24 protein-coding genes and 3 tRNA genes are annotated in these 24591 nt (G+C 36.8%); 3 read left to right on the top strand and 24 right to left on the bottom strand.

The window, feature by feature from the left end:
• Positions 1-249: 249 nt before the first annotated feature.
• The 9 genes from MOQ65_RS08280 to MOQ65_RS08240 all read right to left on the bottom strand — a co-directional run bounded on the left by MOQ65_RS08280 (position 250) and on the right by MOQ65_RS08240 (position 10627).
• Positions 250-1344 carry a S1C family serine protease gene (locus MOQ65_RS08280; RefSeq protein WP_257847261.1) on the bottom strand — a complete coding sequence of 365 codons (1095 nt, stop codon included), beginning with the start codon at positions 1342-1344 and terminating at the stop codon, positions 250-252.
• A gap of 663 nt (positions 1345-2007) precedes the next feature.
• Positions 2008-2697, bottom strand: a complete 690-nt coding sequence (locus MOQ65_RS08275) for a response regulator transcription factor (RefSeq protein ID WP_005387927.1) — start codon at positions 2695-2697, stop codon at positions 2008-2010.
• Positions 2694-4034, bottom strand: a complete 1341-nt coding sequence (locus MOQ65_RS08270) for a sensor histidine kinase (RefSeq protein ID WP_060924132.1) — start codon at positions 4032-4034, stop codon at positions 2694-2696. Before MOQ65_RS08270 ends, MOQ65_RS08275 begins: the two co-directional genes overlap by 4 nt.
• A 452-nt stretch (positions 4035-4486) precedes the next feature.
• The gene (locus MOQ65_RS08265) at positions 4487-5839 is read right to left on the bottom strand and encodes a pyruvate carboxylase subunit B (RefSeq protein ID WP_156719618.1); all 1353 of its coding nucleotides are present in this window, start codon (positions 5837-5839) and stop codon (positions 4487-4489) included.
• A gap of 529 nt (positions 5840-6368) precedes the next feature.
• Positions 6369-6695, bottom strand: coding sequence for a hypothetical protein (locus tag MOQ65_RS08260; RefSeq protein ID WP_257847260.1), 327 nt, complete (start codon positions 6693-6695; stop codon positions 6369-6371).
• Positions 6682-7854, bottom strand: coding sequence for a glycosyltransferase family 9 protein (locus tag MOQ65_RS08255; protein WP_257847259.1), 1173 nt, complete (start codon positions 7852-7854; stop codon positions 6682-6684). The genes MOQ65_RS08260 and MOQ65_RS08255 overlap by 14 nt, the downstream gene beginning before the upstream one ends.
• 69 nt (positions 7855-7923) lie before the next feature.
• Complete coding sequence (locus MOQ65_RS08250) at positions 7924-8865, bottom strand: hypothetical protein (protein ID WP_005387918.1); 942 nt, start codon at positions 8863-8865, stop codon at positions 7924-7926.
• Positions 8866-8873: 8 nt separating this feature from the next.
• On the bottom strand, positions 8874-9812 hold the full coding sequence (locus MOQ65_RS08245) for a phosphodiester glycosidase family protein (RefSeq protein WP_039969603.1): 939 nt from the start codon (positions 9810-9812) through the stop codon (positions 8874-8876).
• 11 nt (positions 9813-9823) lie between these two features.
• Positions 9824-10627 carry a polysaccharide deacetylase family protein gene (locus MOQ65_RS08240; RefSeq protein ID WP_024066460.1) on the bottom strand — a complete coding sequence of 268 codons (804 nt, stop codon included), beginning with the start codon at positions 10625-10627 and terminating at the stop codon, positions 9824-9826.
• Between the two features lie 317 nt (positions 10628-10944).
• On the opposite strand from MOQ65_RS08240, the gene MOQ65_RS08235 reads away from it, so the two are divergent.
• Positions 10945-11736 (top strand): carbon-nitrogen family hydrolase, encoded by a 792-nt coding sequence (locus tag MOQ65_RS08235; protein ID WP_257847258.1) that lies wholly within the window; start codon positions 10945-10947, stop codon positions 11734-11736.
• 153 nt (positions 11737-11889) lie between these two features.
• On the opposite strand, the gene MOQ65_RS08230 is transcribed toward MOQ65_RS08235, so the two are convergent.
• From MOQ65_RS08230 to MOQ65_RS08200, 7 genes are all read right to left on the bottom strand, one after another.
• Positions 11890-12102: a hypothetical protein gene (locus MOQ65_RS08230; RefSeq protein WP_009352194.1), complete on the bottom strand. Its 213-nt coding sequence runs from the start codon at positions 12100-12102 to the stop codon at positions 11890-11892.
• A 10-nt stretch (positions 12103-12112) separates the two neighbouring features.
• Positions 12113-12379, bottom strand: a complete 267-nt coding sequence (locus MOQ65_RS08225; RefSeq protein WP_257847257.1) for a type II toxin-antitoxin system RelE family toxin — start codon at positions 12377-12379, stop codon at positions 12113-12115.
• A complete protein-coding gene (gene relB / locus MOQ65_RS08220; protein ID WP_257847256.1) occupies positions 12369-12590 on the bottom strand; it encodes a type II toxin-antitoxin system RelB family antitoxin in 222 nt (73 codons plus the stop codon). Before relB ends, MOQ65_RS08225 begins: the two co-directional genes overlap by 11 nt.
• Positions 12591-12972: 382 nt before the next feature.
• Positions 12973-13716 carry a phosphate ABC transporter ATP-binding protein gene (locus tag MOQ65_RS08215; protein ID WP_257847255.1) on the bottom strand — a complete coding sequence of 248 codons (744 nt, stop codon included), beginning with the start codon at positions 13714-13716 and terminating at the stop codon, positions 12973-12975.
• Positions 13716-14534, bottom strand: coding sequence for a PstA family ABC transporter permease (locus MOQ65_RS08210; protein WP_257847254.1), 819 nt, complete (start codon positions 14532-14534; stop codon positions 13716-13718). The genes MOQ65_RS08215 and MOQ65_RS08210 overlap by 1 nt, the downstream gene beginning before the upstream one ends.
• A complete protein-coding gene (gene pstC / locus MOQ65_RS08205) occupies positions 14521-15402 on the bottom strand; it encodes a phosphate ABC transporter permease subunit PstC (RefSeq protein WP_257847253.1) in 882 nt (293 codons plus the stop codon). The genes MOQ65_RS08210 and pstC overlap by 14 nt, the downstream gene beginning before the upstream one ends.
• Positions 15403-15459: 57 nt before the next feature.
• Positions 15460-16350, bottom strand: coding sequence for a phosphate ABC transporter substrate-binding protein (locus tag MOQ65_RS08200; protein ID WP_257847252.1), 891 nt, complete (start codon positions 16348-16350; stop codon positions 15460-15462).
• A 306-nt stretch (positions 16351-16656) separates the two neighbouring features.
• Between MOQ65_RS08200 and pgtP the strand changes: the two genes are divergently transcribed.
• A complete protein-coding gene (gene pgtP / locus MOQ65_RS08195) occupies positions 16657-18030 on the top strand; it encodes a phosphoglycerate transporter PgtP (RefSeq protein ID WP_156719608.1) in 1374 nt (457 codons plus the stop codon).
• A gap of 53 nt (positions 18031-18083) precedes the next feature.
• Here the strand turns inward: pgtP and MOQ65_RS08190 are convergent, their stop codons facing one another.
• The 6 genes from MOQ65_RS08190 to MOQ65_RS08165 form a co-directional block, all read right to left on the bottom strand.
• Positions 18084-18605: a DUF4178 domain-containing protein gene (locus MOQ65_RS08190; RefSeq protein ID WP_024064431.1), complete on the bottom strand. Its 522-nt coding sequence runs from the start codon at positions 18603-18605 to the stop codon at positions 18084-18086.
• 132 nt (positions 18606-18737) lie between these two features.
• Positions 18738-20186, bottom strand: a complete 1449-nt coding sequence (locus tag MOQ65_RS08185) for a hypothetical protein (protein WP_257847251.1) — start codon at positions 20184-20186, stop codon at positions 18738-18740.
• A gap of 78 nt (positions 20187-20264) precedes the next feature.
• Positions 20265-20350 (bottom strand) — tRNA-Leu (locus MOQ65_RS08180).
• Positions 20351-20362: 12 nt separating this feature from the next.
• A tRNA-Phe gene (locus MOQ65_RS08175) sits at positions 20363-20438 on the bottom strand.
• A 22-nt stretch (positions 20439-20460) separates the two neighbouring features.
• Positions 20461-20536, bottom strand: a tRNA-Asp gene (locus MOQ65_RS08170).
• A 309-nt stretch (positions 20537-20845) separates the two neighbouring features.
• Complete coding sequence (locus tag MOQ65_RS08165; RefSeq protein ID WP_257847250.1) at positions 20846-22060, bottom strand: inverse autotransporter beta domain-containing protein; 1215 nt, start codon at positions 22058-22060, stop codon at positions 20846-20848.
• Between the two features lie 258 nt (positions 22061-22318).
• On the opposite strand from MOQ65_RS08165, the gene MOQ65_RS08160 reads away from it, so the two are divergent.
• The gene (locus MOQ65_RS08160) at positions 22319-22936 is read left to right on the top strand and encodes a hypothetical protein (RefSeq protein ID WP_024064969.1); all 618 of its coding nucleotides are present in this window, start codon (positions 22319-22321) and stop codon (positions 22934-22936) included.
• A 128-nt stretch (positions 22937-23064) separates the two neighbouring features.
• On the opposite strand, the gene MOQ65_RS08155 is transcribed toward MOQ65_RS08160, so the two are convergent.
• Positions 23065-23442 (bottom strand): PaaI family thioesterase, encoded by a 378-nt coding sequence (locus tag MOQ65_RS08155; protein WP_257847249.1) that lies wholly within the window; start codon positions 23440-23442, stop codon positions 23065-23067.
• Positions 23439-24590 (bottom strand): o-succinylbenzoate synthase, encoded by a 1152-nt coding sequence (menC, locus tag MOQ65_RS08150; RefSeq protein WP_257847248.1) that lies wholly within the window; start codon positions 24588-24590, stop codon positions 23439-23441. The genes MOQ65_RS08155 and menC overlap by 4 nt, the downstream gene beginning before the upstream one ends.
• Between the last annotated feature and the right edge of the window lies 1 nt (position 24591).

Raw genomic sequence — 24591 nt, 5'->3', positions numbered from 1 at the left:
AGGTACCTCGTAATGCAAGGTACCTTGTTAAAAATATATTTTACAAAATAAAAATAAACACATTCCAACGATCACAAACATAGATAATTACTGATTTTATAGATATAAAATACTTTAAAAATTTATATACTTTACAAGTGGTTTTACACAAATCTAGTCTAATAATTCAACTGAAATAAAAAATCCTCATCTTAGATGAGGATTTTTATTTCAGTTAAATTTAATCTACTAATATATTTAATACTCCGATTAATTCGAAGATGCTTGGCCTAATTTAAGCTGTGTGCTCTTCATTTTGCCATTATGAGTATAAGATACCAAAACCGTATCACCAGGGCTCTTAGCGTCAATTTGCTCTTTTAATTCTAACAGTGTACTAATATCCTTGCCATCAACTTGAGCAATTGTATCGCCTTCTACTAAACCAGCCTGTGCAGCAGGACCATTTGCATCAAGTTGAACAATAAGAAGACCTTCGCCTTCATAACTTACATTGTTACGCGCTGCTGTTTGACGATCCACAGCCCATACACCAATATAAGGGCGTACAACCTTACCATTTTTAATAATAGAGTCTACAACGGTCATAGCGGAATTAATAGGAATGGCAAAGCCCATACCTTCCACACCTTCTTTAGAAATCTTAGAACTATTGATACCGATTAATTCACCATCTGCATTGATGAGAGCACCACCAGAGTTACCTGGATTGATAGCTGCATCTGTTTGAATCAATGGGAAGCGTTGCCCTTGATCATCAATAGTACGTGCTAAGGCACTGATTACACCAGATGTAACAGAGCCTTTAAACTCTAGGCCTAAAGGATTACCAATGGCGATAGCCGGTTCCCCTACTTGCAAGGAATCAGAGTCACCAATTTTTATAGGTTGAATATCCTTTGGTGGATCGATTTTAACAACAGCTAAGTCTGTTTGGGCATCTGTACCGATAACTGTACCTGTAACGGTAGATCCATTGGACAAGGAAACTGTAACCTCTCCATTTTTAGCACCAGCTACAACGTGATTATTTGTTACGATATGTCCATCATTATCAATCAATACACCAGAGCCAACACCTTCCCCAGCATAGATGGTACGGTTAAAAATATCCTTTTGGAAAACTTGAGTGGTAATTCCCACTACAGCTGGGCCAGATTCTTTTGCCGCTTGAACTACGTATGTATTACGTGTATCTGTAATAGGTTTCGTTTGTTTAGTTTGCTCCTTCACAGTTGTTTGATGTGTAACAGGATTACCAAAGAAATAGTATCCTCCACCTACGCCAATACCGAGGGCTAGCATACAAGCAATAATTGATTTCTTATATTTTGAAAAATTCATGCATATCTCCTTATATCATCTTTTAATGATTTCTTATTGTTATATTTCTTATCATATAAACTGCCAATCGCAATCGAATACACACTATAACAATAATGTAATATAGCAGTATATATCTACTTTTACCAAAATCAATTTTATAAAATCAATTTTTGATGAACCTATTATAGTACGCAAGACTTTACATTGCAAGATAACAATTTATTACATCTATTATAAAAATATAATTTCTATAAACAATATGTATCTTGTAATATGTTAAGAGCAAATCGAATTTCAAGACGATTCAACTGTAGAGAAATTACATAAAAACATATGTATATAAAAATGTACCATATAAAACATAAAGGGCATTCACTAGCCGTCGCTAGGAATGCCCTTTATGCATATAGTTTGAGAGTGTAAGGACTGTTGAGAGAGAGTATATGTGATCTAGATAAGTTGAGAGAGAACTTATTAAGAGAGAGAAGTTTAGTTGTTTCTTATCTAGAATCAAAAGTCAGCCTTACTTAGATAAGTATACATGGAATATCTAAACTATCAAAGGAAGTATATAAACAATTTTTAAATCTTTGATTATATCTATATAATAACTTCCTATAAACTCATATTTTATCAACAGCCACCAAAAACGTGAGCGTAATATGAAAATGATTTCAGTCATCAAACAAATTTATAACCAACGCCCCATACAGTAATGATGTGCTTACTATCGGATGGATTATCTTCAATTTCTTCACGTAAACGGTTGATATGAACTGCTACAGTTGCATAATCACCATAGGAATCAAGGCCCCATACGCGAGAGTATAATTCTTCTTTACTAAATACGATATCACGATTGCGCATCAAGAATTCTAATAACTGGAATTCTTTCTTTTTAAGGTGAACTTCTTTTTCGTTTACCCAAACTTTCATCATCTTAGGATCAAGACGGATTTCTCCAGATTGAATCGCATTAGTTTCCATTGCATCGCGCTCTGTTAAGCGTTTATATTGTGCCAACATAGCTTTGATTTTTGCAATCAATACAGATGGAGAGAATGGTTTTTCAATGTAGTCATCAGCACCTACGCCGAGACCACGGATTTTATCGATATCATCAAGTCGAGCTGTTACCATAACAATTGGTACACGAACCTTGTCACGAATTTGGCGGCAAACTTCAAAACCATCCATTTCTGGCAACATAACATCAAGGATGATAAGGTCTACAGGAGTATTTAAGGCAGCCTCAATACCCTCCGTACCATTAGTCATAATAGTTACATCATAACCTGCCACCATCAAATAATCACGCTCAATATTGGCGATATCCAAATCGTCTTCAATAATTAAGATATGTTCACTCATGATTCTTCTCCTTGTTTAGGAAATTCTAATATAATACGTAGACCATGTGGTCTTACATTTTCAATCACAACTCGGCCTTCAAAGATTTCCATAATTCGACGAATAATCGACAATCCAAGACCACTACCTTCTTGTGGGTTCGTACGAGATGAATCTACACGGTAGAATGGACGCATTAGACGTTCTAGCGATTCTGGTGGTACCCCTGGGCCATCATCACTGATAACACAGTATACAAAATCATCATCACTAGTTACATCAATAACACAATGACCAACATCGGCCATTTTATACTTAGCACTATTGTTCAACACATTTTGTAAAACACGCTGTAACAATTGTGGGTTTGCATTAATGAAAGCATTTTCCGCTGCTATACGGAATTTAATTTCTAGACCTCTTGTTTGATAAGGAGCCAAATGATCTTCTACAAAATCACGTACATATTGACCGAGTTCAATTCGTTCAGATGGACGAGATTCTTTCTTGTAATTCAATGTGGTAATGAGGAATAACTCCTCTAACATCGAATCTAAATCATTAGCACGTTTCAAAATGATTCCCATATAGCGTTTTTGTTGCTCTTCGGTTGGTGCAATACCATCGCGAACGCCTTCTGCATACGCTTTAATCGCTGTTAACGGCGTTCGGATATCATGGGATATCCCTGCTAGTAACTCTTTTTGTTGCTCCTGTTCCATTTCAATCTGACGATTGGCCATTTCTAAGGATTTTGTCATATTCTTAACATGAATCATGATAAAGCGTGTAACAAATCGGTTAATAGCAAAGAATGTAACAATAAACAGCAATATAGCAACTATGATTATGTAGAAGGATACAGATTCCATTAAGCTATCACTACCATGAGTAGCGCGCTTTATAGCAATATGATATACGTAAGCATGACGCCCATCGTATTTCCGCATTTCATAGACGAACGTATTATTGGACTGATATACAATACCTTGTAATTCGGGGTTTACATCAATAAGACCAACAATAGCAGAAGCGCTATAGATTTGAGGATTACCATAGCTGTACACCATATTACCTTGATCTAGTACCTCTACATATACTTCCTTTGGATCAAGTAGACTATAGCTAGGCTTTACTAAGCTATCTATTAAGTTGTTTTCTAAACCATAAAAGGTAATTGTTTCAGTGATTCGACTGACACTTTTAAACTGTTGTTCCTGCTCAATACGCAAATAGTAACCGGCATTAGCCAATATGCGCAGACCTGTAAAGTATAGCAAAAATAAGATAATTGCTATCAAAATAGGCACTACAAAGAGCACAACATTGGATATCCAAATCCGTATTTGTAAATTCACAGGGTTACCTCAATATCATAAATATTAGATACTTCTTATAGTTTACGCTATTTTTAATACTTAAAGCAAGTAAAAAGCGTAAAAAAGTGATTTAACTTTCATATTTTCTTCATTGTTAGTTTATAATTGGCAGTTATTACATATGGTCAATATGCCTTTTATTATCTACTATTTTGAAGTTTTTAATATATATTACACGCATCCGGGCAACCTACATCAACATACCACAAGTAATTTTTAGGACATCAAACATAATGTTCTATAACGTCTTATTTAATAGCCTCTATATTTTTTATAAAATCTCTAAATATAAAAATGCTATATCTGTAAAAATAAATTCTTTTACCTTATATTATCATTATCAAAATATTTCTCTACTCATATATAATTCAATTGCCTTATTTATACATAAAAAAAGAGGATTCCATAGGAATCCTCTTTTAATATTTGGATTAACGACGATTTGCATCGAAGAAGTTAATAGCAACTTCTGGGAACATAGCGTAAGTCAATACGTCTTCGTCAGTGATACCATTGTAGCCTTTGGAAGCTAAATCTTGACGGTAACCATCCAATTCAGGTTCGATAAGATCTGCTGGACGGCAAGTGATAGGTTCTTCATCACCAATGATAGTGTGACGAATTTCGTCAGAAATTTTACCAGGCAACGCACCATATTTACCGCGTACAAGGTCTTTAACTTCGTTAGGAACCATTTTGTAACGGTCACCCATCATAACGTTCATCATAGCCATTGTACCAACGATTTGGGATGTTGGAGTTACCAATGGAGGGTAACCCAAGTCTTCACGAACGCGTGGCATTTCATCCATAACGTCGAAGAAGCGATCGCCCATACCCATTTCGTTCAATTGATTTTGAGTATTAGACAACATACCGCCAGGAATTTGGTAACGACGAACAGCTGGGATTACATCGCTAGCTGGTTTCAAGTTGAATTCTTCAGCGATTTGTTGTTTTACTTTACGGAAGTGGTCAACTAATGGAATGTATTTATCAAGGTCAAGACCAAGATCCCATTCAGTACCTTTGAACATTTCGATCATAGTTTCAGTAGCTGGTTGGCTAGTTGCATGAGCGAATGGAGAGATAGCAGTATCGATGATATCTACGCCAGCTTTAGCAGCTTCCCAGTATGTAGTGCTTGCAAGACCGCAAGTGAAATGGCTGTGCAAGTCGATTGGCAATTCACCAAAACGTTTTTTGAATGTGGAAACCAAATCATATGCATCAGCAGGTCCTAACAAACCGGACATATCTTTGATACAAAGGGAATCAGTACCCATTTCTACCAATGTTTCAGCTACTTTCAAGAAGCTTTCAGTTGTATGAACTGGAGAAATAGTGTATACCATTGCGGATTGAACGTGTGCGCCTGCTTTTTTGGAATATTTAATAGCAGCTTCCATGTTACGAGGGTCGTTCAATGCGTCGAAAATACGGATACGGTCAATACCATTTTTTACAGCAGCTTTACAGAATGCTTCCACTACATCATCAGAGTAATGTTTGTAGCCCAACAAGTTTTGGCCACGAAGTAACATTTGTAGTGGTGTATTTTTTACATTAGCTTTTAATTTGCGAAGGCGTTCCCATGGATCTTCATTCAAGAAACGAAGACAGCTATCATAAGTAGCGCCGCCCCAACATTCAAGAGCTTCATAACCAATTTCATCTAAAAGGCCAAGCACTGGTTCCATTTGTTCATAACGCATGCGTGTTGCCAAAATAGATTGATGACCGTCACGAAGAACGGTTTCGCAGATTCTTAATTTTTTAGCCATGTTAATCCTCCAAATCGAAATAGTTTTGTGTATGTAATTTTATACATCCACCACACAACTATCTCATACCTATTTTTTTACGATTTTTGTAGAACTTGCTCACACAGGCAAATACTCTACAAATCGTTAAGACATACTTATATTAGACTACTTATAGAATTCTTTGTCAACAACCACATTATGCAATTTACTCATGATTTCATGTATTCTTTTATGATTTTTTCGTGATGGAACTCACAATAAAGTGCTAAAAAGCTAGAATTTAACGTGTATTTTTAATCAAATCCTCTTCTTATTAATTGCTCTTTTTAATGAGAAACAAAAATTTATTTCGTAATAATTTTTAGTTATTATTTATCAGCTTTCAAAGTATATCGGTATTTATAAATCTAGTAATTCGACAATCATCGGTACACTTATAACCTTATCAATTTTATTGATAATAACCCCCGTATTTCTACATTTTATAAATATACAAAAGAACCTACCTTTTATAGGTAGATTCTTTTACTAAATGCTCTTTATCATATTATTTTTCAGATTTTACCTTTTTAGGTGCTGTTTCAAGAACAATATTTTTACCATCTCTTTTGACTTGGATAGAGAAGTCTCCTTCCCCTTCTTTAAAGTATTCCATCTTAATGTCGAGCAACATTTTACCAATTAATGTTTCTACCTTATCTGTAAGGAATTCACGATAAAATGCATCTTCCTTTTGTTTTGGACTTTGATGTACTACAGGTTTCTTTGCAGAACGTTCCATATCTAGCATAGTATCTTCAAAATTTTCAGTATCTTTAAAGTTTTTCATCATATCCACATCGGATAAACCTTTTTGAATTTTAAACTTTGCCATGTTTATCTCCTATCAATTCGAAAATCGCCTTTTTCACGCGTACTGAGTCAATACCAGACATACAATATTGATCAGGCTTAGGACAACGTCGTTTACGACAACCTAAGCAATCTAACTCATCATTAACAAGAACCTTAAAGTTTCCCGTTAATGGACCCCACAGTTTAGGATCCGTAGGGCCAAATAATGCTACTACTGGTTTATTTAAAGCCAATGCAATATGTAATGATCCTGTATCAGCAGTCACTACTACATCGCAACTTTCAATTAAAGCCCCTACCTCTTGAAGTGTGGTTTTCCCCAGCATATTTAGCATAATTTTATCAAGGCCACCAGCTGTTAAGGAATCCATCAATGGTTTGTATTGAGTAGCCTCCTTTGGACCACCTAGACAAACAAAATTAGCTCTATACTGAAGGGATTTAATAAGAGAATACCATTTCTCTTGAGGCCACTCTTTCGTCGCCCAGGACGTGCCTAGCACAAGACCTACACGTAGTGGCTTTTCTACTTTGCTACGATCCAAAGATGTGTCATAACTAATTGATTTCCACTGTTCTGCTGCCCAAATATGCAAATTAGGTGGCACAAAAAAGTCCATGTGGTATAGCTTTTTACCAGTTACCCCATTTGCTATACAAGGTTTTACATTATCCTCAGAAACAGCACTGGATACATTTAGGTCACTATGCTCTGTAACGGCAGTATTCAGTAATTCTGCTACCTCTATATATCGCTTGATAACATGATCCGTACTTGGCTTTGCTTTGTAGTTGGTAAACAGCCAGTTTAATTCTTTTGTACCACCAAGGCCAAGGCGAATAGGTGCACCTGATGCTAATAAAACGAGCCCTGTTATGAGTCGCCCTTGTACATCGACAGCCACATCAAATTTATATGGTTTCAACTTATCTCTAAGCTCCCACCACATGCGCCACATCGTTGGAATATGTAGTTTTTTAGAATGTGCTTCGTATTCATCCCGTTCCCATGGAATGATTTCATCTACATAGGGATTGTTCTTTAAAAGTTCTACCATACTAGGTGTTACAATCCAATGGAGCTTTGCCTCTGGATAGTGCTCTTTAATCCAGCGTGCTGCAGGTGTAGCATGTAGTATATCGCCTATGTAGCTGAGTCGTACAAATAATATATTCATATATATCCTTTTAGTACAAACTAGTATAGGAATAAAGCCTTTATAATGAATCATTATAAAGGCTTTTTCTTAAGATTTCTTTTTGCTATCACTAGAAGATTTAGAAGATGTATCATCTTCTGTTACCTTCGTAGTTTCGTCACTACCATCTTTAATGATAGTTTTTACATCAGACAATGTTAATTCATTGAATGTTGTTGGATGATTGTATTTATAAACTGGTTTGAAGCCTACACCGAGTTTACCAGTGTAAACAGTTAAGGCATTATTATCCTCATCAACACGAGCAATATAGATAGTTTTATCCATATCAACACCGATTAAGCGGAATCGTCCTGGTGGGTTGATAACACGCCAACCACCTTCAATACCATTAAACATGAAGATATCCCCAGTCTTGGCATTATCATAGAAGAATCTATCTTCATCATAGAATACGCCAATATGACCAATATCTGTAGCTTGCATATAAACGCGACGCGTATCATAGTTAGCATCAGTACGATAAATGCGATATGCGTGTTCTTGAACCTTTACCTTCATGTAAACAACGTTTGTCGCTTCAGAATACGCAGCATCTACGATTTTACTGTTACGAGGCAAATCTTCAAGTTTAGTATCTACTTCATGTTCAGGATCATCCGCATTGAGACGAGCCATAACAACCTCTCTAGAATCATATAGCCCCATGATGGCATAGTTACGGTCAGGCATCCAACTAAAGTAACTAATAGAACGGCCCTTCAAATCAATCGTTGTAGGCTTGCTTTCATTAGCCTTATAAATTTTTAAAGAGCTTTCAGTAACAACCGCCATGAACTGACGGTCATAAGATACATATTTAGTTCCTTCCTTTACATCAGGAAAGTTCTTAGTATCATCCTTTGAAGCACCAGCCACATTAAAATCCGTAGTCGGTGCAAACATATATTGATCAAGGTATAGGTACACCCCACCTTGCAGAAGAATACCTACCGCAAAGGCGCTCAGTACACGCGTAAAAGGTTTCATGTGTCCTCCTATTTCACGATAAACGCCGTTGGGATCATGCGTTCCCCTAACAAATCGGCTGGTTTGTTTACTACTTTACCATTGAGGTATAGTGTAGAACTAGAACCACCATCTAAATTCGCTGCAATATAGCAACCTTTTTCATAGAGAATATCTTGTACGTCACGTAATGTAGCGCCAAGAGAATAACCTGGTTGACGACCATCAATTACGAGGAATAGTACTGTACCATCTTTCTTTTGACCGATAGCAGTACGTGGACCTACGCCCCAGCCGCCATCGCCTTCAGTAATCATCTTCTTACCATCTACGATAAGAGGTGGGCCAAAGGTAATACCTTCCATGGCTTTCATATCACCAAGTTGTGTTTTGTCATAGTTACCTGCAATAAGGTTACCAGATTTAGAGAAGCCTACAAAGTCTACCGCTTCCTCAGGTCCTACATCTTTACCGATGACATATTCACCATCATGCAAGATAAAGCCATATGGCAAACGGCCTGTACCAGTACCATTAGGATCGTGGAAACCACCGCCATTGATAGCAGCTACCGCATTATTCATCTTCGCAATATTACTTGTAGTATCGCCTTTTTCTTGAATATTAGCAGCTGTACCGACTTCAATACGACGAGGATCTGGAATTTCAAGAATATAGCCTACATAACGAGCAGACTGAATTTTTTCAAGGTTTAAACTCTTATCTTCACGAGCATTAAACTTGAATAGATCTTGGCTTTTAACAACACCAACAGTGCCCAAAATAGATTGCAATTCATCTTCACTGAATAGCCATGTAATGTAATGAGGATGGCGAGATTGCAATATGGCACCAATAACGGCGCGCTTTACATTATTAAACGGTCCAAAGAGCACCACGAATGGTGAGGTTACGACGGTAAATAGGAACACCATGATGATGAACTTTACCCAATTCTTTTTGAACAATGTATTTCTCCTTATAAATCAGTGAAATGTTCGGTGCTAATGCGTTCTTCAAAATGTTTGATATCAACAGCATTACCAACCCAAACACGCAAAATGTTATATGGATTATCACCTGTATGAGCCCAGCCAGATTTCATGGCCATACTCATTTTAATGCCCGCTTTTTTAGTGGCAGCATCGGTGAATTCATTTTTATCTCCATAAGGATAGCAGAACCAAGGATTATCCTTGATACCTACTTCTTTCGCGAGGGCTTCTTGAGCCTTTGTAATATTTTCTATTTGTTTAGCTTCAGACAATTGGCCCATTTCGATATGTTGGAACCCATGATTAGAAATAGTGATACCATTCTTATGCATTTCACGAATTTGATCCCAAGTTAACCGAGTGCCTACATCGCCAGGATTGATAAACACAGTGGCTGCAAAACCATACTCTTTCATGATTGGATACACGATAGAATACGTATCTGCATAGCCATCATCGAAGGTTAATACAACTGGTTTTTCAGGTACTGCTGCACCATTTACGACATAGTCATATAGTTGATCCATCGTTAGTGGATTATAGCCATTATCTTTGAGGAACTTCATTTGTTCTCTGAATAAATCCTCACGAATAACCGCATCATTATCTTTATCGTCGCCAATTTTATGATACATAAGAACAGGAATACCCGATGGATGTACCATCTTAACTTCTTTTACTGGTGGCGCTGAACTAGTGGGCTCTGTTTTTTGTGAAAGCAATCCACAACCTGCTACAAGCATTGCCAAGGCCACAACCAATAGTGTTACTAACGGAATCCGTTTCATAGGTCCTCCTCTATCAGAACACAATTATATACAGAATATTATAACATTTCTATGAAGAATAGTAAAAAACTAACGCTTTACTAGTACCTCATCAATCGATTTTCTAGGTCTAGGATACATAGGCTCATCTAGAATACCTATGCCAATGATTTCCTGTACATCTAGTACTATCTAAATCCATTCTATCCATTCCTACAAAAGAATAGTATTTAAACTATTATCATTGTCATATTGTAATACTCTCAATAATGCTTTAATATTTTAATTATATACTATATAGCGTAAACTATACTATTTAAATATACAGAGGATTTACCATGAAAAAACGTCTTACTCTCATACAAATGGATGTCCACGTAAACGACGTAGAATATAACTACAATCGCGTTCAAGAGTTACTCACTCAATCACTTACAGAAAATCCTGATATTATTGTTTTACCTGAAACTTGGAACACAGGCTTTCACCCATCAGATGATTTAATTACGATTGCCGACAGAAATGGAGAAAGAACAAAATCATTGCTCACCACCTTTGCAAAAGAGCACAACGTGAATATCGTAGGCGGCTCTGTCGCTGTAGCGAAAGATAATCTAGTATTCAATACATCTTATGCATACAACCGTGAAGGTGACCTCGTAGGTGAATATTCCAAAATGCACGGCTTTAGCCCTGCAAAAGAAGACAAATACTTTGCTAGTGGTACTCATACAACTCATTTTGAATTAGATGGAATTCCTTGTAGCACTGTTATCTGTTACGACATCCGCTTCCCTGAGCTGGTAAGAATGGCTGCATTACCAGACACGGAATTATTATTTGTGCCTGCTCAATGGCCTACGATGCGTTTACGTCATTGGCAAGTGCTTAATGAAGTACGAGCCATAGAAAACCAATTCTTTGTCTGTGCCGTAAACGGCTGTGGCACAGTAGGTCGCGTTCAAAGTACAGGACACTCTGCCGTCTATGATCCATGGGGTACCAACTTACTCGAAATGGACACTAACGAAGGCATTGCTTCCATAGACATCGACCTCGCTGTAGTCGAAGATATCCGTAACAAAATTAATATCTTTAGAGATCGCAAACCGGAACTCTATAACCTATAACATAAAGGCACATTGTTATTGAATTTCTCCTTATATTAGGAAAAGTATTCATTTAACAATGTGCCTTTAGTTTAGTTTTGTTTTGTTTTATTTTTATTGTACTGTATGGAGGAAATAAATTACTCTAGTTTGCTCTGGATTAACGGCCATACTTTAAAACTCAATAAGTTTCCACATATCCTCTGGAACTTGTTCTAGAGGTTTATTTTTTGCCATAGCTTCTTTTAGGATATCAATGGTATCTTGTACTTCTTGTTTATCCTTCGTATCTGGATCGTGTAGAACAACACGGTTCAACGAGTCTTGTCCAAATTGTTTTAAGTATTCTTTTTCCACTTGATTAAGTTCACGACGTAAGTATTTCATAATATATCCTCTATTTGTAAATGTCTTTTCGGTGCCCCACTTCTAAGGCTAAAATAACACATCTACCGTCATTAATATCAGCTATCACTCTATAATTACCAATGCGATAACGCCAAAGCCCTGTCTTATTACCTGTCAATGATTTTCCTGAGTACCTAGGGTTCTCTACATTATCTACATTCTTTATGAGCCAATTAAAAAGATAACGTTGCGTTGATTTATCTAATTCAGAAAATTGCTTGTCAAACCGTTTAGAAAACTCAAGTTTATAAGCCATATTTTGCACGCATTTCCGCTACAGAATAGGTAACTGGATCTTGCTCGTATTCTACTAATGCTTTTTGTCCTACCTTAAGATCAAATTCGTCTTCAATCTTTTCTAGTAAAGCCTTCTTAAAGAGGGTAGAAAGTGTTTCATCCATAAACTCAGCATAGGTTTTAAATAACTCTTCTTCTTGTTCATTTAGACGGACTGAAATATTTGCCATATAAAGCACCTCCTTATGTAATACATTGTATTACATAAGGAGGTCTTAGTCTATATTTTAAACTCCTGAGCGTTATTATTTTAATAAAATTTTATATTTATAATATTGATAATCTACATTGCTTATTAGATTGTAAAAAAGCAAGCTACATCGTATTTTACATACAAAAAAGACACACCACCCTTCTCTCGTCTCTCAGCGGCATGCCTTTTTATGTATATAGTTACTCTCGAACTATATCGTATGTCAGTCTGGCTAAACTCTCTCACAGTCCCTTTAACGACACGCCAGTATGTCACCTATAATATACAATTTTAAACGAAACATGTCAACAGTTTATAAAAATTTTATCTTTATTTATATGAATGTGAACTTTTCAAGATTATCCGCCAAAAGCCAAGTAATCACGAGTTAATTCTTGTTGTGGATCAGAGAATATTTGCGCTGTAGCGCCACACTCTACAACTCGGCCATCATTCATAAAGACAGTGTAGTCTGCAATGCGTCTAGCTTGTTGTAAATTATGCGTAACAATGACAATCGTTTGTTTTACTTTTAACTCAGTTAGCAATGCCTCAATATGCACGCTGTTTTTTATATCAAGGGCAGAGCACGGCTCATCAAAGAGCATTACTCGAGGATCTACGGTCAAGCTTCGCGCAATACACAGTCGCTGTTGTTGACCACCAGATAAAGAACTTGCCAAGCGCTTCATGTCACCATTAATTTCCCTATATAATCCAGCCTGCTCTAAACATTGTACCGCTTTAGCCTTTCTGTCTGCAGAGGATAACTCTTTATAATAATTTAGAGCAAATACCATATTATCTTCAATGGTACCAGGAAATACGGTCGGTTGTTGTCCGATGAGACCGATTTGGCGACGTAACATTTGGGGATCCATTGAGTCTACCGATAGGCCATCGTAAATAATTTGTCCATTAGTGACTTTTTTCGGTGCCTGTAAGCTACCGTTAAGTGTAGCTAACAATGTACTTTTACCACAACCAGACGGCCCAATAATAGCAGTAATAGCATGTTCTGTAATAGGCAAGGTTATGTGTTGCAAAATAGGATGCTCACCAATGGACACCTCTATATCTTTAATATCTAATATGATGCTCATCAAGACCGCCCTCCTATCCAACGACAAATGATATTAATACAAAGTAATATTACCATCAATACAAAGGCTGTAGCATAGGCTAAATCTACTGAATAACCTTCGTTTACCAAAATGTACAAATGATATGGCAAGGCCATAAATGGATCCGTTATATTCGGTATAGACCTAGTATATAATACGGCACCAGTATACATAATCGGTGCAGTGGCCCCCATCGCATAGGCCGATCCAAGGGCTATAGCGCTCAATCCGTCGCGCATGGCACTCGGTATGACCATATGCATCCATATATAACTTGGTGAAAGCCCCATATTGAGAGCCGCCTCATAAGTTTCACGAGGAAACTCGTGGAATACTTTCACAAGGCGCAACGTAATAAAAGGTATAACCATTACCGTTAACGTAATCGACGCAGATAATAAGCTTTTATCGATACCTAAATATAAAATCAGCACACTATAACCGAACAAGCCAATCAATACAGATGGTAATCCGGACATACAGCGTAGAGTGAATAAAAAGCATTCTGATTTCCAACGAGAAATATTGCCATATACCATGTAAAGGGCACAAGGAACACTTACAATAGCCGCCATATAAGCCGTTAATAAGCCCTCTAAAATACTACCGATTATGGCAGGGAATATGCCTCCTTCTACACCGAGAGGCATGCCTGCTGGGTAGAGCCAGAGAAAATCAACAGTTATTAACGGTCCACCATGATACACAATGTAGGCACAAGCATCGATGAGTATTGCCATAACTAGGACTAGACTGCCATAAGCCCAAGTAGCTAATGCAAGATTAGATAACTTCATGATGACCATCCTTTCTAGTTTTCCAAGAATACATATAGACTAGAACATTAGTCAGTATCAAAATGATTAGCAATATTAAAGCTGCTACATATAAACCGCTATAATGCAAGCTATTATACTCTACACTACCCATTTCAAGCGCAATAAGAGATGGAATTGGCTCAGCCTTACCCAGCAAATTAGGCAAGATGGGAGCATTACCGACAACCATCATAACGGCCATGGTCTCTCCCATAGCACGGGAGAAGGCTAGCACAGAACTAAGGATGATCGAACTTTTTGCACTAGGTAGTACGATAGCTTTCATGGTATGCCACGGCGATATACCAAGGCCCAAAGCCGTTTCTTCATAGCGCTGACGATAGGTTTCGATAGATTCCGTACAGTGAGTCACAATATAAGGCAAAATCATAAAAGCTAATACAAGACTAGCCGATAAAATAGACTCACCGGTAGACAAAGAAAACATCGATTGAATGGCCGGAACCACTACGGCAAGACCGATAAAACCAACAATAACAGAAGGTATACCGGCAATCATATCTATAGTGGATAAACAAAATTGGCGAATACGTGGTGATACACCTAGACTCAAACCTACAGAGGTACCAATCCCCAAGGGCAACGCCCATATCAAAGATAACAGAGATACATAGAGGCTAGCAGAAATAATATAGGCCAGACCTAATACAGGACTTTGTGCCATAGGCTTCCAGACTGTACCGGTTACAATATCCGTCCAAGACATATGTATCAAAGCGGGCCACGCCTCTATCGCCATATAGAGTACAAGCCCTATATATAAGACGAGAACAGATACCGCCATAATCGGTACTATGCCAGATGTAAAACGATCTGATAAATGCATAGACTCTCCTTTCATAAGAAAAAAGCAAGGCCGTAGCCTTGCTTTTATTCTATCTGATTAGTTTACAGGAACAAAGCCCATTTTATGAATAACTTTACGGCCTTCTTCAGACTTCAAGTATTTTGTGAAAGCGTCTGCTACACCGCCCATATTACCTTTACCTACGATAAGAAGTGGACGTTGAATCATGTAAGAACCATCCGTAATCGTTTCATCTGTTGGTGCTACACCATTAACTTTGAAGGCAACGATTTGGCCTTTGTTTTGACCCAACATGCCATAAGATGCGTAACCAATAGCATATGGATTTTCTTTAACTTTAGTTACAAGAGCACCCATGGATGGCGCTTGAATAGCGTCTTTAGTTACTTCTACAGAACCCATGATTTTTTGTTGGAATACTTCATGAGCACCGCCACCAAGGTCACGTGTTACTACGATGATTTCTTGATTAGGCAAGGAAGGATTTACTTGATTCCAAGTTTTGTACTCACCAGAGAAGATTTTAATAATTTCTTCTTTAGTAAGATTATCTTTTATAGCATATAAAGGATTTTCAGGATTTACGGCAATTGTTAAGGCATCAATACCTACTTTAATTTCATTGTAATCTTTGATTTTTGCTTTTTCGCTGTCTTTCACTTCACGAGCTACTAAACCGAAGTCCGCAGTGCCATCGATAACCGCTTTAATGCCTGTGCCAGAACCACCAGAAGATACATAAATAGTAATATCTTTATCTGGCAAAGAGCTATCCGCATGATTCCAAGTTTTATTCTTTTCTGTAAAATCTGTAGCGATTTTAGAAATAACTGGTGCCAATGTGGAGGAACCATTATATGTCAATTGAGTAGATTGAGAGCTTTGATTAGAACCACAACCTACAGTAATAAGCATGGCTGCACCAACACAAGCAGCGAGTATAGCACGTTTAGTAAAACCTTTCATATACAATCTCCTTAAAATAAGAATAATTAAGAACTATTCAGCATGAGTATAATTATACCAAAATATAAATCGTCATTACAATAAATTTCAAAGCCTATAGAATGTAGTGTATCTACCGCATGTTACTATATCCTAAGCCTACTATATACATATAAATAATATTTTTCTGTAAAATAACCATATATCAATTAATTTTATGGCTTTAACGCTTAATTTAGTAGCATTAATCATTTACATAAATCATCTATAAATGGTACTATTAGCAGTGCACTAGAATTTGGTTATTATGAAAGAAAGGTAATAACTATGTTTTCATTTCTACAACCAAAAGAGGCAAAACCATCGGTTCCTCAGAATATGATTATGAATTTATATTACAAATATAGATTTCAATCTCTAGCCGGTGTATTTATTGGTTACGCTGCGTACTATATCGTTCGTAACAACTTTGCCTTATCAACTCATTTTTTATCAGATATCTTACACATGAGCAAAACGGAAATCGGTTTGCTATCTAGTGGTATGCTTATCGCCTACGGTCTAAGTAAAGGCTTCATGAGTAGTCTGGCTGACAAAGCAAGTCCTGCAAAATTTATGGCTTTCGGTCTTATTTGCTGTGCAATTATCAATATCTTTATGAGCTTTGCCGACAGCCTCGCTTTCTTCTTAGTATTAGTAGTTCTTAATGGTTTCTTCCAAGGCTTTGGTGTAGGCCCATCCTTCATCACACTTGCTAAATGGTATCCAAAACAAGAACGTGGTCGCTTTGGGGCAATTTGGAATATCTCCCATAATCTTGGTGGCGGTATCGTAGCACCAATCGTAGCTGCTGCGTTATACTTCACCACTACTGATCACTGGCAATTAGGCAGCTATGGCATTCCTGCAATTATTGCAATTGTAGTAGCTATTCTTATTTGCTTCTTGATTAAAGAAAGTCCAGAACGAGAAGGCTTACCACCAACTAGTGAAATCATTGCCGATACAGCTCATAAAGCACATAGAAGTGCAGAAGCACCACACCTAAGCACAAGACAAATTTTTGTACAATATGTATTAAAAAATAAAAATGCCTGGTATGTGTCTCTAGTTGATACATTCGTTTACATGATTCGTTTCGGTATGCTTACATGGTTGCCTATTTACTTATTACAAGTGAAAGGCTTCTCTAAAGCAGAAATGTCTATCGCATTCTTATTCTTTGAATGGGCAGCCATTCCTTCTACAATTTTTGCAGGTTATATTTCCGATAAATTCTTTAAAGGTTATCGTATGCCACCAGCAATCATTGCAGTAAGTATTATCTTCTTCTGTATCTTTGGCTATTGGCAAAGTGAATCCCTCTTGTGGGTTACATTCTTTGCTGCTGTCGTAGGTTGCTTAATCTACATTCCTCAATTCTTAGCATCTGTACAAACTATGGATATTGTACCTCCATTCGCTGTAGGCTCTGCCGTTGGTCTTCGTGGCTTCATGAGTTACATCGTAGGTGCCAACCTTGGTACAACGCTATTCGGTGTTTTAGCAGATAAATTTGGTTGGAATGCAGGTTTCTACCTCTTATTAGTAGCATGTGTTCTTTGCATTACATTCTGTGTACTTGCACACTTTGGCGCAAAAGAATTAGATGCTAAAGAAGCAGAACTTGAACAATTACAACCAGCTGAAGCAAACAGCTAACAACTAAATTCTAGAGCAAACCAAAAGGTAGCAACATATATTGTTGCTACCTTTTATTTATTCTTAAAGAAATTTGCCAAAAACCAAATTATGGGCCCTATGAATCTCACCTTCTTAACAGTATCCATTTTATCTAGAATAGGCTTAGTTATCTCTGCATTGCTTTCAAGAGACACATATTCCTTATCAACATAAACGCCTTTGGAATACTCTGTCGTATGAACCCGTTTTTCAATAGTAAGTATATGAGTGCCATTATCATCTTCATACTCTTCATAACGAGAGAAAGCACCAATATCTATATCTGTATCTATATCCCCTCTTGTACCTATTGCCATCTGATAACTTCGATGAACTACGTTCATATCAGATGGTATTACTTTGCCACATAACTTTGTAAACTGATATACATCATGTTTTTCATTCCAACTGATCCAAAACTCAGCATTATTCTTATGTTTAACCAGCTTATACTTATACCAAATTCTCCAATGAGTATCAATGTAACGAATTTTGCCTAGGATCGTATATAACTCATTTCGGATACGCAATGTATCGCCATAGTTAAATTTCATAAAACACTCTCATTCCCAAAACAATATATATTATTAATTACTATGATTGTACACATAATATAAAGTTCTGCCTAGATGGATATAACAAAAAAGGTAGCAATATATATGTTGCTACCTTTTATTGTTTTATAATCAACCTTGTTGGCAGAAATAAATGATATAGTTTCTATCTGGACTGACTGCAGCGCCTAAAGAATAGGGATGATTCCAACTGCCACCAAAATCAAATACATATAATACATAATTATCAGGTATTTCTACTGAATCTTCATTAAATGACAATCTATGCAAATATTGTTGCTGAAGCTTTCGATTTTCTTTTTCAGTATAAGTTGGATACACTTTATCTTTGGAATGCTTATTTTCATAATCTTGTTTAGGCTTTAATGCATCTCGAGCGTCCTGTATTCGTTTACGAGTTTCAAAATATCTCTTATACTTTGCACTATTGTCTTCATCTGGAATCTGTACCTTATTGAATTCTGCTAGTACTTGATTTTCCAACTCATATATTTCATCTACAGATTTATCAATTGGATGGTCTTGTCGCTCTTGTATAAATTTACCCATCGGCACAGTTGTATTCTTTACAGTCAGTATCGACCTTGGAATTAATGCATATAGAGAATCTGCATAAGCCATATTAGAGTCAATAAATTGTTTAACATACACATTGGATATATCAGATTTTAAAATAACCACTTTAGAGTTAGAACGTGCTTCATCAATATATGGCTTTAATTGTTCCGGTGTGCCTCCAAATGCAAATTGTACATAAGCCCTACCTTGTAAAAAGCCTGGATTACTATGCATATGAATATTTTTTGCAAAACTTGGCATATTTTTTGGGAAACCTGGAATCTTAGGCATCCTTTTATAATCTTTTGGATTATTGATAGGATACTCAATTAATTCTATAGGTTTCAAAAGGCTCTCTAGTGACTCTTTTATTTCCTGTTTAGAGCGAACGGTAAATAAATCATGCCCTTTATTTTTATCTAAATACTCTCGAATTACCTTTTCATTTGCTTTATCCCGCTCAGCACGCGTCCTATAATCTTTAGTATTAATGGGATTTGTTAGCTTAATCTCTCCTTGACCAATCTTTTTCATATATGGGCTCACGATGCGTAAAGGTTTATCTCGACCACCAATAAAATAACCTTGATTACGTGTTGATTCAGTATTATAGTTTTTAATTTCTTTTAGTGCTTGTTCATCCTTATCATTATAAAGTGGATCAAACGTTTTGTATTCACTACCAAAATCAGTTTTTTCTGATATTTTTAATCGCTGAGAAGCGTGCTCCTTCTCCTTCCGTTCTAATGTAATTTCATCTTCAATCGAAAGCTTTTTTGGATTTATAGATTTATCCCTTATAACAGCTTTAAATGCACCAGGAATAATCTCAACAAAATCTAATTTCACAGGGGCTTTAGTTTGTACAGACTGTTTTGACTTTGTATTATTTTTCAGTTCAGCACTAGTATTTTGGTTTATCCCATCCACTGTTGCAGCTAAACTAAACTGACTAGATATTGCTAGTGAAAGCAGCATTAGTACAAAATATTTCTTATTCATTTCTCTCTCCTATATACACCTACAACTTTATATGTTATAGCAAAAAGGACCTACAGTAAACTGTAGGTCCTTATATTTTGGTGCGGTTGGAGGGACTTGAACCCTCACGAGCGTACGCTCACCACCCCCTCAAGATGGCGTGTCTGCCATTCCACCACAACCGCATGGAATACAAATGGTGCCTCAGGACAGAATCGAACTGTCGACACACGGATTTTCAGTCCGTTGCTCTACCAACTGAGCTACCGAGGCACGTTTTTTTTGTAAAAAAAAATGGCGACCCCGATCAGATTTGAACTGACGATCTTCGCCGTGACAGGGCGACATGTTAACCGCTACACCACGGGGCCGCGTATCAACTCTCGTTGACTACTCGTATATATTAACATGAGCCACTAATATAATGCAAGTACTTTTTTCTAATTTTTTGATGAATTTCTCCAAAATATATAGAAATAAGAATTATACATCAAAAATCGTATATAATAGCCATTTATATTCAGTATACTTTAGTATACTTCAATATACTCCAGATTATATCCCCAAATTACAGAAATAAAATTGGCACCTAAAATTCTACAAGGGAACTTTAGGTGCCGATTCACATATAACTATACTAAATTAATTATTATATAGTATTTCTACAGATATGATATTAATTATAAATGATCCCAAGGACCGTCACGCAAGTCTTGTTCCCAGTAATACTCAACCTTCATATCACTGCGTTTAACCTTATCAAACATCTTAGAACGTGCCGAAGTCATCACATTTTCACTATGTTTACCACCAAAGTACGCATATCTAGACTTACCTAAAGTATACATAACAGATACATAAGGTTCTACAGAACTAATATTGCTTTTACCAATTCCTAAATCTACAGAGATATGAGGCGTCACATTCATTTTAGCGCCTACCTTTAGCCCATGTATGGATTGCCACTTATGTTGGTCAATATAGAACATCTCTGCTGGATGTTCTCCTGGTGCTTTTGTTTTCCAATGATATCCTTCCACATAACTAGATAGCCAACGGGCATTCTTATAATCTCGTGTATACCGTATATCAAAGCCATCCAATACATGTTCATAAGAATATCGAGGTGTTCTTCGAATACCATCAGGTGGTGAACTTAAGCTATCATGAAAATCTATTGCCCGTGGTACTTGACGCAAAGGTGTGTTAATGTCATAAGGCCCCACCTTTTTTTCTGATAGTCCATGGTATACATTGACACTAATCGTATTTAGACCAGCTACATATTCTAAGCCTGCACTAACACGAGAAAATTTATTCTTAAAAGCATAGTCATAGAATACATTGGCACCGACGTAGGCATGCTCATGTGTACTAAGGCGACGATAGCCAACACCAGCAGTACCGACAACACCAAGCGTATCATGTTCTACTACTTCACCTTTATCAATATAAGTATCTTGACCGACAATTCTTCCAAAATCTGCGTCCGACCCATTCCAATATGTAGTAGTGGAAACTTTTTCGCCACCATTACCATCTAAGCGACCTTGTACAAACACCACGGATTTTCCATCTTTACCATATTGTTTTATGGGTTGTAATGTTTCTATAAAATACTTTGAGTTCATTTTCTGCTTAGAGTTATGATTCCGGTAATGAAATCGTGAATCATAGCTTAGATTATTATCGGTCATTTGTTTATTAGGCATTGCATAATCATGATAAGAATCTTCCTGAGTCCCTTTGAAACCAATACCTATATCCGTACGATCCATCCAGCTTGATTGAACTGTTTCCCCATTATCTTTATCTGCTGCTAATGCGTATGTAGCAAAGCTACAAGTCAATGCCGTGCATACTAAAGATTTGATAATAACCCTTTTACTAACCATAATCTACCCCTCTTTTATATGAAAGTTTCATGAAAGATACTTTTATTATATATCCTTTATCCAGCTAAAGCAATAATATATCTTATCCACTTTACAGCATATATATTCTTTATAGTCTATTAGTGCATATATTTGAAAGTTCTATTATTTTAAGTATCACTAATTAATAATTATAGTGAAGGACCTTTGACTATGATAAAATAAATATATATTATATAAATAATAAGAATGTAATATAGAATACTTTGGAGCAATACAATGAAATCAAAATCACTTATAACCATCTTAATTATTGCTATTGTTGGTGCCTTAGCAGCAGCGTGGTATTTCATGTGGTACATTCCCCACACACCAGCTTATACGCTAAAAATTATCCATCAAGCCGTACAAGATAAAGATGCAGATGAAGCCTTACGCCATATAGATACGAAATCTATTGTAAAAAATATATTAGAACGGGAAGGCAATAAATATATAGATACATCCAATCCATTTGGCAAAGCTACTATTGCAGCAGCTAAAACATTTGGTCCATCTTTAATTGAAGATGTGATGCGAAAATATATTGAAGATCCAGATAGCTTTAAATCTCAGCCAACTACAACAGACACTAATAATACGGCTCAAAGTGATGACAACATGTCCATGGTCGATCGCCTTGTGGATGGCCGTCTCTTCAAAGCGCATGATGTAGAGGTTAAAAATATCAAATCTGAAGACGATGGAGATACAGCTACCGTAACAGTAACAATCCAAAACAACAAAAGAAATATGACAAAAGATATACGTGTTTTGATGCGTCACTTAGGTGATGGCACATGGGTTATTTACGATATTCCAGACATGGAAGACTTATATACAGTGACTCGTAAATAGCAAATAAAAAGTAATAAATAATAAGTAACTATTAATTTATACAAAATCTAAAAAGGACAGTAGATACTAAAATAGTATGTACTGTCCTTTTATCATTGCCTATTATCTATTGCTTATTACCTATTCTATTACCGATCAAAGTCCACAATAGCCAGTGTTACGGTTACTTGGGAAATAAGTCGCTCTGCATCGTCCATCATATCAAAGCGCCACACATGGGATGTTTTCCCTTTTACCAGTAATGTGCCGTGAGCTGTTAAGGCCCCTTCACATCGTACAGGGCGCAAGTGGTTAGCCGTAATGGATTGACCTACGCCAAATTTATCCGGTCCAATGAGTTCGTTACTCATCATGCCGGAAATGATTTCAGCAAATGCCAAGGTGGCTCCACCGTTTAAATAGCCTTGAGGCTGTTTGTGGAATTCTCCTAAGTTCATTTTTGCAAAGCATGTAGTATCGCTCGTCATACGAGGTGCTTCAATTTGTAAGGATTCTATTAAATTCATAGTGTTCGTTTCTCCACACAATACGCTTTTAGTCTATCATCAAAAACAGTTACACCTAGTCCATCTCCATCAGGAACGTGCATAACGCCATCCTTAAAGGTTAAATCTGGATAGATGAGATCTCGTTCAAAATATCTATTAGAATCAGATAAATCTCCTGCCATATAGGAATCACCTAGAGCCGCTAGTTGAGCGTGCAACATTTTCGAAATACCCGACTCTACCATGCTCCCCACCCAATACGGAATATGGCATTCTCTACAAAGATTAATAGCTGCCTTAGTAGGTACGAGACCACCCATGCGGCCTACTTTTACATTAAGTACATCAATCAAACCATATTCAATAGCATAGGACAAATCATCATAGCCTAATATAGATTCATCTAAACAGATAGGCGTTTCAATATGCCAATCATCGTTATTAAGGCGTTCCCACTTCCACTCCTTATAGGATTGAAGCGTTGTTATAGCAAAAGGCTCTTCTATACAGGCTAGTTTCAAATCATTAAATTGACGGACCTTATCAATATCATCATAAGAATAGCTTTGATTAGCATCAGCTGCCAAGACTAAATCGGGGTAATGCTTACGTACTAAGGCCGCCCGGTCGTAGCCATCTGTAGGATTCACCTTTAACTTGATGCGCTTACAACCATTCGCCACATGAGCTTCTACTGTATCTAATAATTGTTCTATTGGTACGTCCCCGATAACAATACCACTTTCAATGGTATCTTGTAAGGGCTGTCCCATAATATAAGAAACGGAATTCACACCCAGTCTCTCACAATGAAGATTGATAAGGGCATTCTCTACAGCAGCAATGGTCATCGGCATATGATCTCGATTGAGCCAGAATTGCAGCTGACGTACATAGGTCATAAGCGGCTTAGGCCGCATCAAGCGGAGATTAAATATATAATCATCCACCAATTTTTTCCAACATGTATCTACAGTTTCCGCCGTATAGAATGGGTCTGTGAAAGCCACACACTCACCATAACCTACATAACCTTGTTGGTCCTCGATTCGGATAACAATGGTCTCCCGTTCCTTTACCTCGCCCTTAGCAGTCTTAAAATTAAACTTCATCGGTAGTTTAAGGCGATATGTAGTTATACTTTTAAAGTTTAAAATATCATTCATA

The sequence above is a fragment of the Veillonella faecalis genome (assembly GCF_024677885.1).
Classification (GTDB): domain Bacteria; phylum Bacillota; class Negativicutes; order Veillonellales; family Veillonellaceae; genus Veillonella; species Veillonella nakazawae.
The sequence above is the reverse complement of the archived record's forward strand: the minus strand, read 5'-3'. Positions and strand labels throughout refer to the sequence as shown.

Bases quoted from the DNA above. Each gene is read 5' to 3' on its own strand.
- MOQ65_RS08280 (WP_257847261.1), bottom strand. From the start codon at position 1,344: ATGAATTTTTCAAAATATAAGAAATCAATTATTGCTTGTATGCTAGCC.
- MOQ65_RS08275 (WP_005387927.1), bottom strand. From the start codon at position 2,697: ATGAGTGAACATATCTTAATTATTGAAGACGATTTGGATATCGCCAAT.
- MOQ65_RS08265 (WP_156719618.1), bottom strand. From the start codon at position 5,839: ATGGCTAAAAAATTAAGAATCTGCGAAACCGTTCTTCGTGACGGTCAT.
- MOQ65_RS08260 (WP_257847260.1), bottom strand. From the start codon at position 6,695: ATGGCAAAGTTTAAAATTCAAAAAGGTTTATCCGATGTGGATATGATG.
- MOQ65_RS08255 (WP_257847259.1), bottom strand. From the start codon at position 7,854: ATGAATATATTATTTGTACGACTCAGCTACATAGGCGATATACTACAT.
- MOQ65_RS08250 (WP_005387918.1), bottom strand. From the start codon at position 8,865: ATGAAACCTTTTACGCGTGTACTGAGCGCCTTTGCGGTAGGTATTCTT.
- MOQ65_RS08240 (WP_024066460.1), bottom strand. From the start codon at position 10,627: ATGAAACGGATTCCGTTAGTAACACTATTGGTTGTGGCCTTGGCAATG.
- MOQ65_RS08235 (WP_257847258.1), top strand. From the start codon at position 10,945: ATGAAAAAACGTCTTACTCTCATACAAATGGATGTCCACGTAAACGAC.
- MOQ65_RS08230 (WP_009352194.1), bottom strand. From the start codon at position 12,102: ATGAAATACTTACGTCGTGAACTTAATCAAGTGGAAAAAGAATACTTA.
- MOQ65_RS08225 (WP_257847257.1), bottom strand. From the start codon at position 12,379: ATGGCTTATAAACTTGAGTTTTCTAAACGGTTTGACAAGCAATTTTCT.
- relB (WP_257847256.1), bottom strand. From the start codon at position 12,590: ATGGCAAATATTTCAGTCCGTCTAAATGAACAAGAAGAAGAGTTATTT.
- MOQ65_RS08215 (WP_257847255.1), bottom strand. From the start codon at position 13,716: ATGAGCATCATATTAGATATTAAAGATATAGAGGTGTCCATTGGTGAG.
- MOQ65_RS08210 (WP_257847254.1), bottom strand. From the start codon at position 14,534: ATGAAGTTATCTAATCTTGCATTAGCTACTTGGGCTTATGGCAGTCTA.
- pstC (WP_257847253.1), bottom strand. From the start codon at position 15,402: ATGCATTTATCAGATCGTTTTACATCTGGCATAGTACCGATTATGGCG.
- MOQ65_RS08200 (WP_257847252.1), bottom strand. From the start codon at position 16,350: ATGAAAGGTTTTACTAAACGTGCTATACTCGCTGCTTGTGTTGGTGCA.
- pgtP (WP_156719608.1), top strand. From the start codon at position 16,657: ATGTTTTCATTTCTACAACCAAAAGAGGCAAAACCATCGGTTCCTCAG.
- MOQ65_RS08190 (WP_024064431.1), bottom strand. From the start codon at position 18,605: ATGAAATTTAACTATGGCGATACATTGCGTATCCGAAATGAGTTATAT.
- MOQ65_RS08185 (WP_257847251.1), bottom strand. From the start codon at position 20,186: ATGAATAAGAAATATTTTGTACTAATGCTGCTTTCACTAGCAATATCT.
- MOQ65_RS08165 (WP_257847250.1), bottom strand. From the start codon at position 22,060: ATGGTTAGTAAAAGGGTTATTATCAAATCTTTAGTATGCACGGCATTG.
- MOQ65_RS08160 (WP_024064969.1), top strand. From the start codon at position 22,319: ATGAAATCAAAATCACTTATAACCATCTTAATTATTGCTATTGTTGGT.
- MOQ65_RS08155 (WP_257847249.1), bottom strand. From the start codon at position 23,442: ATGAATTTAATAGAATCCTTACAAATTGAAGCACCTCGTATGACGAGC.
- menC (WP_257847248.1), bottom strand. From the start codon at position 24,590: ATGAATGATATTTTAAACTTTAAAAGTATAACTACATATCGCCTTAAA.